The organism is Dehalogenimonas etheniformans (genome assembly GCF_014672715.2).
In the GTDB taxonomy this organism is placed as follows: Bacteria; Chloroflexota; Dehalococcoidia; order Dehalococcoidales; family Dehalococcoidaceae; genus Dehalogenimonas; species Dehalogenimonas etheniformans.
This window is the reverse complement of record NZ_CP058566.2, coordinates 1-13288: the sequence shown is the minus strand read 5'-3', so window position 1 is coordinate 13288 and position 13288 is coordinate 1. Positions and strand designations below refer to the sequence as shown.

General features: G+C 54.0%; 18 protein-coding genes. 15 read left to right on the top strand and 3 right to left on the bottom strand.

Going from position 1 to position 13288, the window contains the following annotated elements; genetic code table 11:
- The first annotated feature begins 310 nt into the window (after nt 1–310).
- The 3 genes from HX448_RS00090 (at nt 311) to HX448_RS00080 (ending at nt 1391) form a co-directional block, all read left to right on the top strand.
- Entirely contained in the window at nt 311–454 is a 144-nt protein-coding gene (locus tag HX448_RS00090) for a hypothetical protein (protein WP_190259878.1), read from the top strand.
- A gap of 153 nt (nt 455–607) precedes the next feature.
- Nucleotides 608–952 carry a cupredoxin domain-containing protein gene (locus HX448_RS00085; protein ID WP_226846778.1) on the top strand — a complete coding sequence of 115 codons (345 nt, stop codon included), beginning with the start codon at nt 608–610 and terminating at the stop codon, nt 950–952.
- Nucleotides 953–1082: 130 nt separating this feature from the next.
- A complete protein-coding gene (locus tag HX448_RS00080) occupies nt 1083–1391 on the top strand; it encodes a c-type cytochrome (RefSeq protein WP_102330869.1) in 309 nt (102 codons plus the stop codon).
- A 140-nt stretch (nt 1392–1531) separates the two neighbouring features.
- On the opposite strand, the gene HX448_RS00075 is transcribed toward HX448_RS00080, so the two are convergent.
- Nucleotides 1532–2287 (bottom strand): zinc metalloprotease, encoded by a 756-nt coding sequence (locus tag HX448_RS00075; protein ID WP_102330870.1) that lies wholly within the window; start codon nt 2285–2287, stop codon nt 1532–1534.
- Nucleotides 2288–2550: 263 nt separating this feature from the next.
- Between HX448_RS00075 and HX448_RS10560 the strand changes: the two genes are divergently transcribed.
- From HX448_RS10560 to HX448_RS00040, 7 genes are all read left to right on the top strand, one after another.
- Nucleotides 2551–4221: a cytochrome-c peroxidase gene (locus tag HX448_RS10560; protein ID WP_264294067.1), complete on the top strand. Its 1671-nt coding sequence runs from the start codon at nt 2551–2553 to the stop codon at nt 4219–4221.
- A 129-nt stretch (nt 4222–4350) separates the two neighbouring features.
- Nucleotides 4351–4695, top strand: a complete 345-nt coding sequence (locus HX448_RS00065; RefSeq protein ID WP_102330871.1) for a cupredoxin domain-containing protein — start codon at nt 4351–4353, stop codon at nt 4693–4695.
- A 149-nt stretch (nt 4696–4844) separates the two neighbouring features.
- Nucleotides 4845–5336 (top strand): flavodoxin family protein, encoded by a 492-nt coding sequence (locus HX448_RS00060; protein ID WP_102330872.1) that lies wholly within the window; start codon nt 4845–4847, stop codon nt 5334–5336.
- 7 nt (nt 5337–5343) lie between these two features.
- Entirely contained in the window at nt 5344–5679 is a 336-nt protein-coding gene (locus HX448_RS00055) for a DUF5658 family protein (protein WP_162485927.1), read from the top strand.
- 45 nt (nt 5680–5724) lie between these two features.
- Complete coding sequence (gene dtd / locus HX448_RS00050; protein WP_102330874.1) at nt 5725–6186, top strand: D-aminoacyl-tRNA deacylase; 462 nt, start codon at nt 5725–5727, stop codon at nt 6184–6186.
- Between the two features lie 12 nt (nt 6187–6198).
- Nucleotides 6199–6699, top strand: coding sequence for a hypothetical protein (locus HX448_RS00045; RefSeq protein ID WP_102330875.1), 501 nt, complete (start codon nt 6199–6201; stop codon nt 6697–6699).
- 69 nt (nt 6700–6768) lie between these two features.
- Nucleotides 6769–7317 (top strand): GNAT family N-acetyltransferase, encoded by a 549-nt coding sequence (locus HX448_RS00040; protein WP_102330876.1) that lies wholly within the window; start codon nt 6769–6771, stop codon nt 7315–7317.
- Between the two features lie 94 nt (nt 7318–7411).
- Here HX448_RS00040 and HX448_RS00035 read toward each other — a convergent pair whose 3' ends face one another.
- Nucleotides 7412–8596, bottom strand: a complete 1185-nt coding sequence (locus tag HX448_RS00035) for a cytochrome-c peroxidase (protein ID WP_102330877.1) — start codon at nt 8594–8596, stop codon at nt 7412–7414.
- A 183-nt stretch (nt 8597–8779) separates the two neighbouring features.
- Here HX448_RS00035 and HX448_RS00030 point away from each other — a divergent pair, with 183 nt between their 5' ends.
- Genes HX448_RS00030 through HX448_RS00010 form a run of 5 tightly spaced genes read left to right on the top strand, consistent with a single transcriptional unit; the run spans nt 8780 to nt 11685 of the window.
- Nucleotides 8780–9205 (top strand): Fur family transcriptional regulator, encoded by a 426-nt coding sequence (locus tag HX448_RS00030; RefSeq protein ID WP_102330878.1) that lies wholly within the window; start codon nt 8780–8782, stop codon nt 9203–9205.
- Nucleotides 9206–9217: 12 nt separating this feature from the next.
- Entirely contained in the window at nt 9218–9856 is a 639-nt protein-coding gene (locus HX448_RS00025; protein ID WP_102330879.1) for an energy-coupling factor ABC transporter permease, read from the top strand.
- Nucleotides 9853–10137, top strand: coding sequence for a PDGLE domain-containing protein (locus HX448_RS00020; RefSeq protein WP_102330880.1), 285 nt, complete (start codon nt 9853–9855; stop codon nt 10135–10137). The genes HX448_RS00025 and HX448_RS00020 overlap by 4 nt, the downstream gene beginning before the upstream one ends.
- A 52-nt stretch (nt 10138–10189) precedes the next feature.
- Nucleotides 10190–10969 carry a cobalt ECF transporter T component CbiQ gene (gene cbiQ, locus HX448_RS00015; protein WP_102330881.1) on the top strand — a complete coding sequence of 260 codons (780 nt, stop codon included), beginning with the start codon at nt 10190–10192 and terminating at the stop codon, nt 10967–10969.
- Nucleotides 10966–11685, top strand: a complete 720-nt coding sequence (locus HX448_RS00010) for an energy-coupling factor ABC transporter ATP-binding protein (RefSeq protein ID WP_102330882.1) — start codon at nt 10966–10968, stop codon at nt 11683–11685. Before cbiQ ends, HX448_RS00010 begins: the two co-directional genes overlap by 4 nt.
- A gap of 1 nt (nt 11686) precedes the next feature.
- Here the strand turns inward: HX448_RS00010 and dnaA are convergent, their stop codons facing one another.
- Entirely contained in the window at nt 11687–13039 is a 1353-nt protein-coding gene (dnaA, locus tag HX448_RS00005; RefSeq protein WP_226846776.1) for a chromosomal replication initiator protein DnaA, read from the bottom strand.
- Nucleotides 13040–13288: the final 249 nt, after the last annotated feature.

Genomic DNA, 13288 nt, shown 5'->3' with positions numbered 1-13288 from the left:
TTCTTTGAAAAGCATATGTCCGGGTGTGAGGATGACAACGTGGGTGGTTCAGGCGAATAGGACACGGAAAAAGGAATAACGGTTCGTAAGGGGCTCGCGTGGCGAGCCCCTTATATTTGGGATCGGTGTACTATTCGGGGACGATTGTTACCCCCTCGACAGGCTCAGAATAGGGTAATGCCATTTGCCGACACCCTCGAACCTCTCCCACTCTGGGGGCGAGGGATGAATTAATAAGCAGGTCTCGCAAAGACAGATTTGGGGAGGGATTGGCGGTGGGGTACAATGGCTACAAAAAGAGAGGGCTTGTATGCCAAGTCTGAAAGCATTCTTCAATAACTGGGCTGTCGACATGCCGTTCCGCCGAAAGGTTTACCTGGCGATGAGAAATACCAAGATCAAGATCACCAAGCACCAGGATTGCTGCGGCCACCCTGGCGAGCCGGGCTGCTGAGAGTCTGCAAAGCCCTCGGTCGAGGGCCAGAGCAAAGCGGAAGGGTAAGCCCCGCAATGACAATGGATACCTGGGTCGTTGCGGATGGGCTAATGTTTGGAAACAGGGGATATACGGCAGTGCTATAATTATCCGGCGATTAAGGAGCCGGTTGTGGGGAAGAACCTCAAGGCGACATTTTCTCTGCTGGCAGCGACCATTATGGTGCTTGCCGCCATGCTGATCCCGGAGGCCTGCAGCTCCCAGGTTTCGGCCCAGACGGTGGAAATGTACCGCCTTCAATATTTGCCGGCGGCGCTGACGGTAAAAGTCGGGACAGCCGTAACCTGGAAGAATACCGAAAGTAATGTGCATTCGGTCACCAGCGATACCGGACTTTTCGACAGCGGGTTGTTCAGCCCCGGCGACAGTTATACCTACACGTTCCTCTCAACGGGGACTTACTACTACCACTGCAAAATCCAGGGGGGAATGACCGGCACGATATTCGTGAAATAAAGTCACCCATTCGGACACTTGGGGAGGGGCACGCGGGGCGTGCCCTTTAGTTTTAAAACGATGTTTGGTTCTGGCGCCTTCGGCAAGTTATAATAGTCTCTCATTCATCTATAAACCGACAGAGGATTCAATGCGAAAGAAAGCGCTTTATATTATCGTCCCGGTGGTCATCCTGATTTTCGGCGGTCTGGTTACGGCGTGTGTGCCTAAGACGGTATCTCCGATCGATTTAGCCGACGCGACCCAGATCTTCTCCAACGACTGCGCGTCCTGCCATGAATCCGACCGGACGGGCGGCCACGGTCCGAACATCACGGCGCCGGAACTCAAAGATTTCACCCAGACCAGCCTGGTGGCGTTTTTGGTCGATCATAAAACGGCCAAGAATCTAACCACAGAACAGCATTCGATCCTGGCGGAGTGGTTGAAGACCAACTAAGCGGGGCACTTGTTGGTCAGTGGACGGTAGACAGTTTACAGTTTGCAGAAATGCTAACTATTTAATTGGCATATCGAAAGTTAAAAAGTGAGGGAGCCTTTCCAGGCTCCCTCACTTTTTCAACCGGTTTTCGGTTTACCTTACGGATAGATTTTCAACACACCGGCGATATCGCCGCTTTCAAGGCTGCGCTTTTTCACTTCCCTGTCCGAGGCGTAGCCGTACATCGTCTGCGCGGCGGCAGCATTGGTATACAGGTCATTCAGCACCAGCCAATGGCCCGCTTCATGGGTCATGATACCTTGGACGTCGCAATCGTAAGCGGAGGTGTTGGTGAGGAGTGGGGCGGTATCTGGATCGCCGGACACGGATGTCTGGGACCAGGTCAACCATGAATCAAGATTAAAAACGGTATCGACGTCAACAACAAGTTTGGTCTTGGAATTCGACCATATTATTGTGAGACCGATTGTGTCCGGATCGTTCAATTTCGCCCACCCTACCACGTTTTTATAATCCGGCAAGGCGACATCAACCCCCGGTACATACGCAGTTGTTATCCCTTTATAATCGAAGTAGACGCTTGAGGCAGTGTCGTTCCAGGTGGCAAAAGACGTTGTGACACCCTGTTCCGCATTGGTGACGGGGCTGCCGGAGGGATTGTAATAGTAGGGAATCGTCGGCGATGACCAGTGGTAGCGGCTGTAAGAATAAAGCGCAGGGTTCTTGGAAGTATTACCGCCGGGTTTAACATCCTGGAACTTGGAATGGATAAATACGATGCGTTCCAAATCCGGGGGACCTTTACCCTGATCCGCTGCGGAGACAACTACGGGGGCAACGAGGATTAGGGCGAGGACGAGAGAAATAAGGGCCAGCGTAATTCTCTTTTTCATGATCCACCTCACGCCATTGGTAATTCATCATATTTCCGTTTGATCGGTAAGTCAAGAGGGTTCGATGCTTGACTCGGGACCATAATAACAGACTGAAAAAAGCCCGAAGGCTCGGACATATTCGGATATAGTATTAGGTCTAAGTACGTAGCGAATGGGGTAAAAAAACTAGTACCTTTACGGATTGTTATCGACATACAACCTTCCATAAAATGATATCAGTGAAAGACCACCAGAGTTACAGTGGTTTCAAGGGAGGAAGTATGAAGCGAAGGAAGCTGATCATGGCGGCGGCGGTCGTCGGTCTGATGCTGGCGCTGGCGCCAGTCGAAGCCTCGGCGGTCGAGGACTGGAGCGGGCTCACCCCGACCCAGCAGAAGGTCTTGCTGGGCAAGTACCTGTTCTTTGACACCAATCTTTCCAGCGGCAACAACATGTCGTGCGCTACCTGCCACGATCCGTCCACCGGCTATACCGGTCCGGATTCCGCGATCAATGACACCCAGGCGATTTACCCCGGCGCGATCGAGGGGCGGGCGGGCAACAGAAAACCGCCGTCAGCGGCTTATGCCGGAGACAGCCCATTACTGCATCAAGATGCGAACGGCAATTGGATCGGCGGCATGTTCTACGACGGCCGGGCTACGGGCTGGACTCTCGATGATCCGCTGGCCGAGCAGGCCCAGGGGCCATTCCTGAACCCCCTGGAGCAGGCAATGCCGTCCGCTCGGGTGGTGTGCCTGGGGGTGGCGCATTCCGAGTACGCAGGTCTGTTTGAGGAAGTGTTCGGCAAAAACTCAATCAAGGAAAGCTTTATCAACAGCCACCTCGACCTGACTTACGCCCGGGTGGCTGAGGCCATCGCGGCGTTCGAAGAAAGCCCAGAAGTCAGCCCTTTCAGTTCCAAGTTCGATGTATTCTGGGCCAACGCTAAAACGGCAGGCCTCGACGTCACCAAGATCGGCTTCTCCAGTGCCGGGATGGGCAGCGGGGCGACGGCTACATCCACAGTGGTCGGTGGGGTAATCACCGCCGTCACCGTTACTAATGGCGGCTCCGGCTACGTGGCGGCACCTGCCATCAGTTTCGGGAATGGCATGATGGGCTCAGGCGCCACAGCTTATGCTACCGTAGTTGACGGTGTTGTCGTCTCGATCACGGTTACTAATGGGGGAACGAACTATAGGCCCGGCTTCGGTTCCTCCGGTGTCAGGATAACACCGGCGGCTTCGCCCTACTTCTGGCAGAACTTCCGCAACCTCGGATTTTCAGACGAAGAACTGCAGGGTTTGGCGGCTTTCAACGATCCTTCTCGCGGCGACTGCGTTCGCTGCCATTCGATGGGTTCTTCCATGGACGCCAAGCCGGTATTCACCGACTACAGCTACCATAACATCGGCGTACCCAAGAACCCGGCCAACCCCTTTTACACGGCTGACAGCAGGTACAATCCGGAAGGGGCAGCGTGGCTCGACTACGGTCTGGGCGCCTTCCTGAAGAGCATCAATGACCCGACCTGGGAAGCCAACCTGGGTAAGTTCAAGGTGCCGACGCTGCGTAACGTCGACCTGAGGCCTAGCGCCGATTTCCTCAAAGCGTACATGCACAACGGCTACTTCAAGAACCTTGAAGAAGTCGTCCTATTCTATACCTGGCGTGCCCATATGGAGGCGATGATGGGCGGCGGCATGGGTGGCGGCGGAGGTATGGGAGGAGGAGGCATGGGCGGCGGCATGATGCCCGACCCGAACCTGTTCCCGGCGCCCGAGGTCAGTCTGAACCTGGAGACACTCAACTTCACAATGCCCATGATGGGCGGTGGAGGCGGGATGGGCGGCGGTGGTATGGGTGGTGGCGGCATGATGACGGTCATGGCCGACCAGGCCAACATCCTGGCCTTTATGAAAACGCTGTCCGATGGATTCGTGAATTAGACAATCGTTGAATTGAGGATAAGCAGCCGGCGGTGGACCGCCGGCTGCTTCCGTTTTGGGGGAAGCAGACTTTTGAGCTCATTAAAATCAAAGTTATAATCAAAATATCAAATTGTAATGGAGCATCCGATGAAAAAAGATTTTAAAGCGATTTTCGGGATTTTTGCCGTCACTCTCGCGATCGCGGCGACGTTGCTCCCGTTGGGCTGCGGCGGGTCCTCTACACCGCCAAACACCGTCGATATGCACAACCTCAAATACGCCCCGGCAACACTGACGGTCAGCGTCGGTACGACGGTTACGTGGCGGAACACGGACAACGTCCAACATTCGGTCACCAGCACCACCGGATTGTTCGACAGCGGACTGTTCAGCCCGGGCGGCAGCTATACCCACACTTTCACCACAGCCGGAACCTATCCGTATTACTGCATTATTCACCCCGGCATGACCGGTACGATCATCGTCCAATAAATCGGTTCGATCGATCGGTCGAAGGGGAGGAGCGTGCACTCCTCCCCTTTTTTGTGAACTTCCAGTCGCAAGACTAAAAAATCTCTTGCCATCCCTAAGCTCGGCTCATAGAATGTTCTTTGGATGCTGATAAAAGAAGGAGAAGCCCGATGAAAGCGATCGTGGTCTATGAATCCTTGTGGGGCAATACGGAGGCTATCGCCCACGCCATCGGGGATGGGCTGGGATCCGGGACCCGGGTGATGTCGACTTCAGAGGCAACGCCCGAGGTCATTAAAGACGCCGATTTTCTAGTGGTCGGATCGCCAGTAATGGGATTTTCAGTGCCCAATGAAAAGATGATAGCGGGCATACAGGTGAAACCGGGCAGCGCCTCGGTTCCACCCGACCTGTCCCAGACCCCGATGCGGACCTGGCTTGATGCCCTTGCACCGGGACAAAAGCCGTTCGCCGCGTTCGAAACCCGGGTGAAGGGGCCGTGGGGCAAGGCGACGCCGGTCATCGAAGATAGCATGAAGAAGCTCGGCTACCGGAAGGCCAGCGAAGCTCAAAAGTTCATCGTAGAGGGCACGCAGGGACCGCTGAAGGACGGGGAGATCGAACGGGCGCGGCAATGGGGCGCCGAACTCAGCCGGTGGTGAATGGCGGGTGACACCTGTTGCTTCGCCTGCGGACCAACAAGCCCGGCGCCAAACGAGAATTCTGCTCGTGGCGCTGGTATTGCTCAATGTGGCAGATGCCGTCATCTCCCAGTTCATTGTCCAAAGCGGAGTCGGCACCGAAGGCAATTTGCTCTTGTCCTATTGGATAACCAGGAGAGAATTCGTCTTGATCAAGGCCGGGGCAAGTGCACTCGCGGCCATTCTCCTCTGGGATCTATCACGCCGTGCGCCAAGACCAACACTGGTGATCACCGCTGTAATCGTGGCTTTCTACATCATCATCGTGTTTTGGAATATCCTGGTGGCTTCAAGGGCGGTCTGAACGTATCGGGTGGCAGACGCTGCCGTGATAGCCTAGAATACGGCCATGAAAGCGCTCATCCAAAGAGTCTCCCATGCTCAGGTCACTGTTGATGGCGACGTCATCGGCAGCATTGGCGGCGGGCTGGTGGTGCTGGTGGGGGTGGCGGTCGGGGACGAGAAAGCCGACATCGGTTACCTGGTGAACAAGATCGTCAACCTCAGGATCTTCGCCGACGCCGAATCCAAGTTCAACCTGTCGCTGCTCGACGTCAAGGGCGAACTACTTTTAATAAGCCAGTTCACACTTATCGCCGACACGCGTAAGGGACGCCGGCCGTCTTTCACCGATGCGGCGCCGCCCGAGGCCGCCGAGTTTATGTTCGACGAGTTCGTGGCGGAGGCGAGGAAGACTGGTGTCAAGGTGGAAACCGGTAGGTTCCAGGCGCATATGTTTGTCGAGCTGGTCAACGACGGCCCGGTGACTATCATGCTGGACTCAAGCGACAGGCTCCGGCCGAGAGGATAAACTTTGTCATCCATGGCACAAATATTCCGAAAAATATCGGATCCCATTATTGAATCCGTTTTATATTTTGGGATGAGACGTCGTTTGTATGGGACTCGAGGGCGCTCGACATTGAAATGGTCAGCTAGTGGCGTCGTCGTTGCACTTATTTTTAGTTTTTATTTGACTATTAAATATGAAATGTACCGCGGCCCAGAATTATTTCTGGTTACGATTTATTCGATAACTTTTTGGATTGGATTTTCCCTAGCTTTTTGCCTCGCTGTAGGTTCTCCTAGATTGCGAAAACGTAAATGGCCCCAAGCTGCGTTAGTAATTCTGATACTGATAGGGGCGGGGATATTAAATTTCATCGTTCCTGAGAGGACAAGACAATTTTATGCGATATATCTGGCTGAAGGATTGCTTATTGGCATCATACTTCAATATTGGCAATATTTGTCCCTTGAAAAACGATTAGAAGATCGAACTTTAACGAGAAGTGAAATAACGAAGACTAAAATATTAGAATGATCATTGAATTATTTCACATTAGGTTCAAGTGATAGGTAGCCATTGCAATATTTCAAATAGGATAATGTTATGGAAGATACTGAACTCACAGATGGTCTAATCACCCTCCGCCCGCTACGGATGTCCGACGCCCTGGAGGTCATGCTCGCAGTCCAGGAAACGATGGATTCGCTGAGGTTATGGATGCCGTGGGCACACCCCGCTTATTCGATAGCCGAAAGTGAAGGCTGGATCAAAAACGCCCTGAAGTCCCGGCCCGAGGGCACAGCCTACGAGTTCGCCATCACCGACGCGAGAGATGGGGCATTCATCGGCGGCTGCGGGCTCAACCACATCAACACGATCGATAAGGTCGCCAATCTGGGGTACTGGGTCCGGAGCAGTCGGCAGAGGCATGGGGCTGCGAGCCGGGCGGCAAAACTACTCATCAAATTCGGGATAGACGAATTGAAGTTTAACCGCATCGAGATCCTGGCAGCGGTAGAAAATACAGCCAGCCGGAGGACCGCCGAAAAAGCCGGAGCCGTCCGCGAGGCGATCATGCGCCACCGCCTTTTACTGCCAGACAAGGTACACGATTCATTCCTGTTTTCAATAATTCCGGCTGATATCGCTTAGAATCTGTTATTTAACAGCCTTTGGGTAATTGTCAAAGCCAAGAAAGAGGGAGGGCAAAAGCCCTCCCTATGTTCCTTGTTTTGTATATTGATTGTTACGGCTGATAGCCGTCGGTCAACGTACCCAGGAAAGCCACAATATCATCTACTTGCTGGTCGGTAAGCCCCAGTTTTCCAAAGGTCCTATCCATCGAAGGATGGCGATGAACGTTTTCTGCCACTTCAGGAGCAGGCCAACCGGCTCCAGGAACGTCCCGGGTGTTATTGAACATCACTACCTCCCTGAGGGTGGTGAAGACACCATTATGTTCGTATGGAGCTGTGATTGCACAGTTGCGGAGAGACGGAATCTTAAACCTGCCGTCTTCTTTTGCGGCCAATTCTTCGGGGACTCCGATACTACGTAGGAAATCTCCTAAACCGCGATCAATGTAATTCGTTCCTGCGGGGTTGAGAGGTTTTTGGAGAAAATAGAATGGCAGTTCCGGATTACCGGGAACACCCAGGTTCTGATGTCCGAAATTGGTGAACAATGAAGGAGCAACCGTTTCATTAGCAGATACCGAATGGCAGTTGGCACACTTGGCTCCCATCATTGTCGTATTGGTGAAGAGCATATAACCGCGCAATTCGGTATCAGTTAAAGTGGCCTGGCCCTTTTTCCAATAATCAAATTTCGAAGTGAACGGGTTTACTTCAGCCGATCGTTCGTAAGCGGCGATAGCCTGTCCGATGCATGCCGAAGCGTAATCCAGATCTTCGAACGAATTCTGGCCGAAGACTTGACGGAACAAATTGGCATAATCCGACTGGCGCACTGCCAAGAATACCTGCTTCAGGTCTGAATTATGCATTTCGAGTGGGTTCACGAAAGGCTGCAATGCCTGTTCCTCCAGAGTATCGGCACGGCCATCCCAGAATAGTCCACCTTTGTATTGCCCATCGGGAATGGCTGGTGAAGTCTTTGGATCAAAATACATCTGCGGGCTGAAAGCCGCATAAGAGACACTAGGTGAGTTCCGCTCTCCTACCCTACTTTGTAACGCTCCCTGGGATACGGCGCCTCCTTCCGGGTCGGCGAAAGCCGAACCTGGATCATGACAGGTTGCACAAGACTGTCCAACGGGTTTCGAGAGTGTGGTATCAAAAAAGATGTATTTGCCTAGTTGTTGGATAGGTGTCAATCCCTCGCCGGATTGAGCGGCAATAGAATGCAATGGCGCCAGCGTCAAGGTAAATACGCCAGCCAGGATTAAAAGCAACAACCGTTTCTTTTTCATGACTTCTCCTTCTAAATAACTACATTCTTCCTAACCTTATGTATGATTGCTCCATAAACCAAACAGTAGCAATTAGTAATTCCACGTAAAAACACCCAGTTCCTTACGTATTTTTGGTTGCAGCACATTTTGACAACCACTACTAACCCCTTATATAATTTATTGCAAAGAGTCGCAATAACAATGAGTTGCAATAACATCCTCAAAGCTAAGGGCTACCGCCTCACTCCCCAACGGAGGGTGATCCTCGATATCCTTCACCATGAGGGGGCTCACCTGACCGCCGACGCTCTCTACGAGCAGGTCAAGGACAAGGTGGCTGGAGTTGACCGATCGACGGTTTACCGCACCCTCGAACTGCTGGAGAGCCTGGGGCTGGTGGTCAAGGCCGAAATCCATGGAGCTCACGTTTACCACCACTCCGAGGAAGGCCACCACCATCATCTCAAATGCCGCGTTTGCGGCAAGGTCGCTGAATTACCGGAAGAGTCGCTAGAGGTTCTAAGTAAAACTCTGCGCGACCAATACGGTTTCATCGCCGACATGCACCATCACGTCATAACCGGCCTTTGCCCCATTTGCAGCCAAGCAGAAAGCACCAAGCACTAGGATTAAACGTCTATGCACATCCCAGACGGTTTTTTGAACGTCCCTACCCTCGCCGCTACCGGCGCCATATCGGCCGGTACGATCGGCGTGGCTGTTAAAGTAGCTTCCAAAAAGATCGGCGAGAAGCAAGTGCCGCTGATGGGCATGCTGGCGGCGTTCATCTTTGCCGCCCAGATGCTCAATTTCCCGGTGGCGGGGGGAACATCAGGACACCTCATCGGCGCAGCTTTGTGCGCCATCCTCATCGGACCGTGGGCGGGGATCCTTATCATGTCGGCGGTGCTCATCGCCCAGGCGCTTATTTTTCAGGACGGCGGCCTGGCGGCCTTAGGCGCCAACATACTAAATATGGGCGTCATCGCCGTTTTCGGATCATATTTTATCTATCATGTGTTAACAAAAATCCTGCCCAACATCAGACGAAGTAAATTGGCCGGAGCCGGTGTCGCGGGATGGTTCTCGGTCATGCTGGCAGCGCTAGCGGCGGCTTTTGAACTGGCTTCTTCGGGCGCCTCTCCTTTCGAGGTGGTCGGACCCGCAATGCTGGGCATCCACGCACTGATCGGTATCGGCGAAGGACTGATAACTGCCCTGGTAATCTCGGCGGTCATGGCGTCCCGCGCCGACGTTCTCCAAATGGAGCGGATATGAGTTTTAAAAAATGGTGGCTGATAGGCCTGGGTGTCGCCCTCCTTCTTGCTACCGTCTCACCGCTGGCATCTGGTTCACCCGACGGGCTCGAGAAAGTGGCGGATCAACAAGGATTCATTGGGGATGCGATCCAATCGCCGTTCCAGATCGCCGCGGGCTACCTCTTCCCTGGCATTCATAACGAGACAGTGGCCACGATAGTGGCGGGATGGCTGGGGGTGCTAGTGGTGTTCGGAGCGGTCTTTGGTATCGGGCGTTTAATCGCCAGGAAGCGAACCTGATCACCCTCTCCCTTAATTCCTCTCCCATCAAGGGCGAGGAAAATGGAATGATATGAGACACAGCTTTTTAGACAAATACAGCCATCTCATGAGCCCGGTCCACCAGCGCGATCCGCGGGTAAAATTTCTGTTGTCTCTTCTATTTATCATCGCCGTCGTGGTAGCACCCGCGGGAAGCTGGTTAGCGTTTGCGGCTTATTTCGGCATTCTTGTAGCCGTTTTTACCATTTCGAAAGTGCCGTTAGGATACGTCATCAAGCGGTCATTGATCATCCTACCATTCGTGCTGTTGCTCGGCGCGGTAAACATTTTCACCCGGCCTGGAACAGAATTGTCCAGCCTGAACATTATCGGTTGGCACCTTGGAATAACCGACGGCGGGCTAATTTTCATCGGGACACTGCTGGCTCGGAGCTGGCTCTCAGTGCTGGCTCTGATTCTATTGACTTCCACAACCTCGCTGCCAGCGCTGTTAAAAGGCATCGGGAGATTGGGCGCGCCCAAGGTCATCGTGATGATCCTATCTTTCATGTACCGGTATCTGTTTTTACTGATCGATGAGGTGCTGCGGATGAAGAACGCCCGCGACTCCCGGTCGGTGGGTAATCCATCGACTGGGTTCCAGGCTAAAACCGTAGGCTCCATGATCGGCAGCCTATTTGTCCGATCTTACGAGCGGGGCGAGCGCGTTTACGCAGCGATGGCGGCGCGGGGTTTCGACGGGCAATCGCGCACTCTCGACAAACTGGCGATGGACCGCATCGATATGATCACCGGCGTCGCCCTTTCACTCTTGTTGCTCTTACCCCTTGCTCTGAGCCTGCTGCGATGAACGATCCTGTCATCCGCCTAGACGACTTAACCTATACCTACCCCGACGGCCGCAGAGCCCTCGAAAGCATCAATCTTTCTATTGCGAAAGGTGAGAGTGTCGCTATTGCCGGGGCTAACGGCGCAGGTAAGTCGACGCTATTGATGCATTTGAACGGCATCATCCACGGCACAAATGGCGCGGTGAAGGTCTGCGGCATCCCGGTTGTCGCCGCTAATCTGAAAACCATCCGCGCCAGGGTCGGAGTGGTGTTCCAAAATCCCGACGACCAATTATTCTGCCCCGAGGTTTTCGACGACGTAGCCTTCGGACCGATCAACATGGGCTTGCCGGAGGGTGAGATCAAGAAGCGCGTTGGCGAATCACTCGCGGCCGTCGGATTGTCCGGTTATGAGAAGCGGAGTTCCCATCATCTCAGCCTCGGGGAGAAGAAACGCATCGCGTTGGCGTCGGTGCTCTCGATGCAACCCGAGGTCCTGGCCTTAGATGAGCCGTCTTCCAACCTGGACCCCGCCGCCAAGTGGGGCTTGATCCAACTCCTGAAATCCCTCGATGTGACCAAGATAGTCGTGTCTCACGACCTGGAACTGATAGAAGCCTTGTGTCCTCGCCTGGTCATCATGAGCAAGGGCAAAATCCTCGCCGACGGCGAGACCTGTGGGATTATGAAAAACAGGGAACTGTTGGTGGCGGGTGGATTAGCGGCGCCGGGTTAAGTCACTTCCCGTTCAGGCGTTGTTCGATATCTTTAAGCTTTCGCTTCAACAGCGGATTGTATTCGGCTTCTTGTTCGATCTTGTCGCAGGCGTGAGACACAGTGGCGGCGGTGCGGTCGCCAACCAGCTTGCCGATCTCACCCAACGACCACATCTTCTGGTTCTTCATCACGAACATCGCCACCTGCCGTGCGGCGGCGGTTTCCTTGTCACGCTTGCGGCCTAACAGGTCTTCGACGGTCAATTCGAAGCACTCGGCAACTGTCGCCAAAAGCAGCCGCGGCTCATTGGATTTAATTTCTTCGGCCAGCGCCAGGTTCTTGAGGGCACGGCGGGCCATGTCAGGCGTAATCGCGGAACGGAGCAATTTTGAATAAGCCAGGACGCGGTTGAGATTCCCCTCAAGTTCGCGGATATTACGGATGACCTCGGAAGCCATGTAGTCAAGGACATCAGGCGCAAGTTCGGCGCCGGCTTCTTCCGCCCTGGCTCTGAGGATGGAAAGGCGCATTTTCTCGTCGGGCGGCGCGATCTCGGCGGTCAATCCCCACTCGAAACGGGAGCGCAGGCGGTCTTCCATCTGGAGAATCGCGCGTGGCGGGGAGTCGGCGGAAAGAACGATCTGACGCCCCGAATTGTGCAATTCGTTAAAGGTATGGAAGAAAGTCTCCTCGGTCTGAGCTTTGCCGGCAATGAACTGAACATCGTCGACCAGGAGGACATCAACGGAGCGGTACTTTTCGCGGAACTCGTCAGCCCGACGGTCCTTCAAGGCGGCGACAAATTCCGAGGTGAACTGCTCGCCGGAGACGTACCGGACGGTTTTGCCGGCGCGCTCGGCAGCCTGGCCGATGGCTTGCAGCAAGTGAGTCTTCCCGAGTCCTGATCCACCGTGGATAAACAGAGGGTTATAACCTTCACCCGGTTTTTGGGCAGCAGATAGGGCGGCGGCGTGGGCCAACCGGTTGGCGTTACCCACGATAAAAGTATCGAAATCATAGCGGGGATTGAACCGGCAGCCCCCCTCGGCTCTGGTCGAGGCGTTTTCAGCCCTGGGAGCCGCCGCCAAAGCCTTGCCGCCTCCGGCTACCTGGAAGGCGATGCGCAGGCCGTTGCCCGGAAGCAGCCGCATCAGCGTGTTTTCGATCAAGGAGCGTTGGTTCTGCTCCAGGTATTCGGCGACGAAACTGTTGGGCACGCCGACGGTGAAACACCCGCCTTCGTAAGCCACGCCGGTAGTCCTGGCGTACCAGGTCCGGAAATTCGGCCGGGATAACTGGCATTCCAGAGCCCCTAGAGCTGTCTCCCATATTTTGGCGGCGTTGTTAAGGATCGCCGCAGAGTCTGTGACCAAAATATATCTCCGTTCAGAGACAAAACGACCCTAGGACTAAAGCCCCCAGGAATCGATTTTGTCCCGGCGGATAGCCGGTTTGAAAGTTATATCTATGTTACCAGCCGGTACAGCGGCACAGCAAACGCCAATACCAAGGGTTCTGGGACACGTTAGAATTGAAAGCAAGTATCTGTTACTCGCTGTATCTCGTGTTTTTAGCCACTCCAATCGTAACAACCTCCTATTGTGAAAAAATAAATATTTGGT

Bases quoted from the DNA above. Each gene is read 5' to 3' on its own strand.
- HX448_RS00090 (WP_190259878.1), top strand. From the start codon at position 311: ATGCCAAGTCTGAAAGCATTCTTCAATAACTGGGCTGTCGACATGCCG.
- HX448_RS00080 (WP_102330869.1), top strand. From the start codon at position 1,083: ATGCGAAAGAAAGCGCTTTATATTATCGTCCCGGTGGTCATCCTGATT.
- HX448_RS00075 (WP_102330870.1), bottom strand. From the start codon at position 2,287: ATGAAAAAGAGAATTACGCTGGCCCTTATTTCTCTCGTCCTCGCCCTA.
- HX448_RS10560 (WP_264294067.1), top strand. From the start codon at position 2,551: ATGAAGCGAAGGAAGCTGATCATGGCGGCGGCGGTCGTCGGTCTGATG.
- HX448_RS00065 (WP_102330871.1), top strand. From the start codon at position 4,351: ATGAAAAAAGATTTTAAAGCGATTTTCGGGATTTTTGCCGTCACTCTC.
- HX448_RS00060 (WP_102330872.1), top strand. From the start codon at position 4,845: ATGAAAGCGATCGTGGTCTATGAATCCTTGTGGGGCAATACGGAGGCT.
- dtd (WP_102330874.1), top strand. From the start codon at position 5,725: ATGAAAGCGCTCATCCAAAGAGTCTCCCATGCTCAGGTCACTGTTGAT.
- HX448_RS00045 (WP_102330875.1), top strand. From the start codon at position 6,199: ATGGCACAAATATTCCGAAAAATATCGGATCCCATTATTGAATCCGTT.
- HX448_RS00040 (WP_102330876.1), top strand. From the start codon at position 6,769: ATGGAAGATACTGAACTCACAGATGGTCTAATCACCCTCCGCCCGCTA.
- HX448_RS00035 (WP_102330877.1), bottom strand. From the start codon at position 8,596: ATGAAAAAGAAACGGTTGTTGCTTTTAATCCTGGCTGGCGTATTTACC.
- HX448_RS00030 (WP_102330878.1), top strand. From the start codon at position 8,780: ATGAGTTGCAATAACATCCTCAAAGCTAAGGGCTACCGCCTCACTCCC.
- HX448_RS00025 (WP_102330879.1), top strand. From the start codon at position 9,218: ATGCACATCCCAGACGGTTTTTTGAACGTCCCTACCCTCGCCGCTACC.
- HX448_RS00020 (WP_102330880.1), top strand. From the start codon at position 9,853: ATGAGTTTTAAAAAATGGTGGCTGATAGGCCTGGGTGTCGCCCTCCTT.
- cbiQ (WP_102330881.1), top strand. From the start codon at position 10,190: ATGAGACACAGCTTTTTAGACAAATACAGCCATCTCATGAGCCCGGTC.
- HX448_RS00010 (WP_102330882.1), top strand. From the start codon at position 10,966: ATGAACGATCCTGTCATCCGCCTAGACGACTTAACCTATACCTACCCC.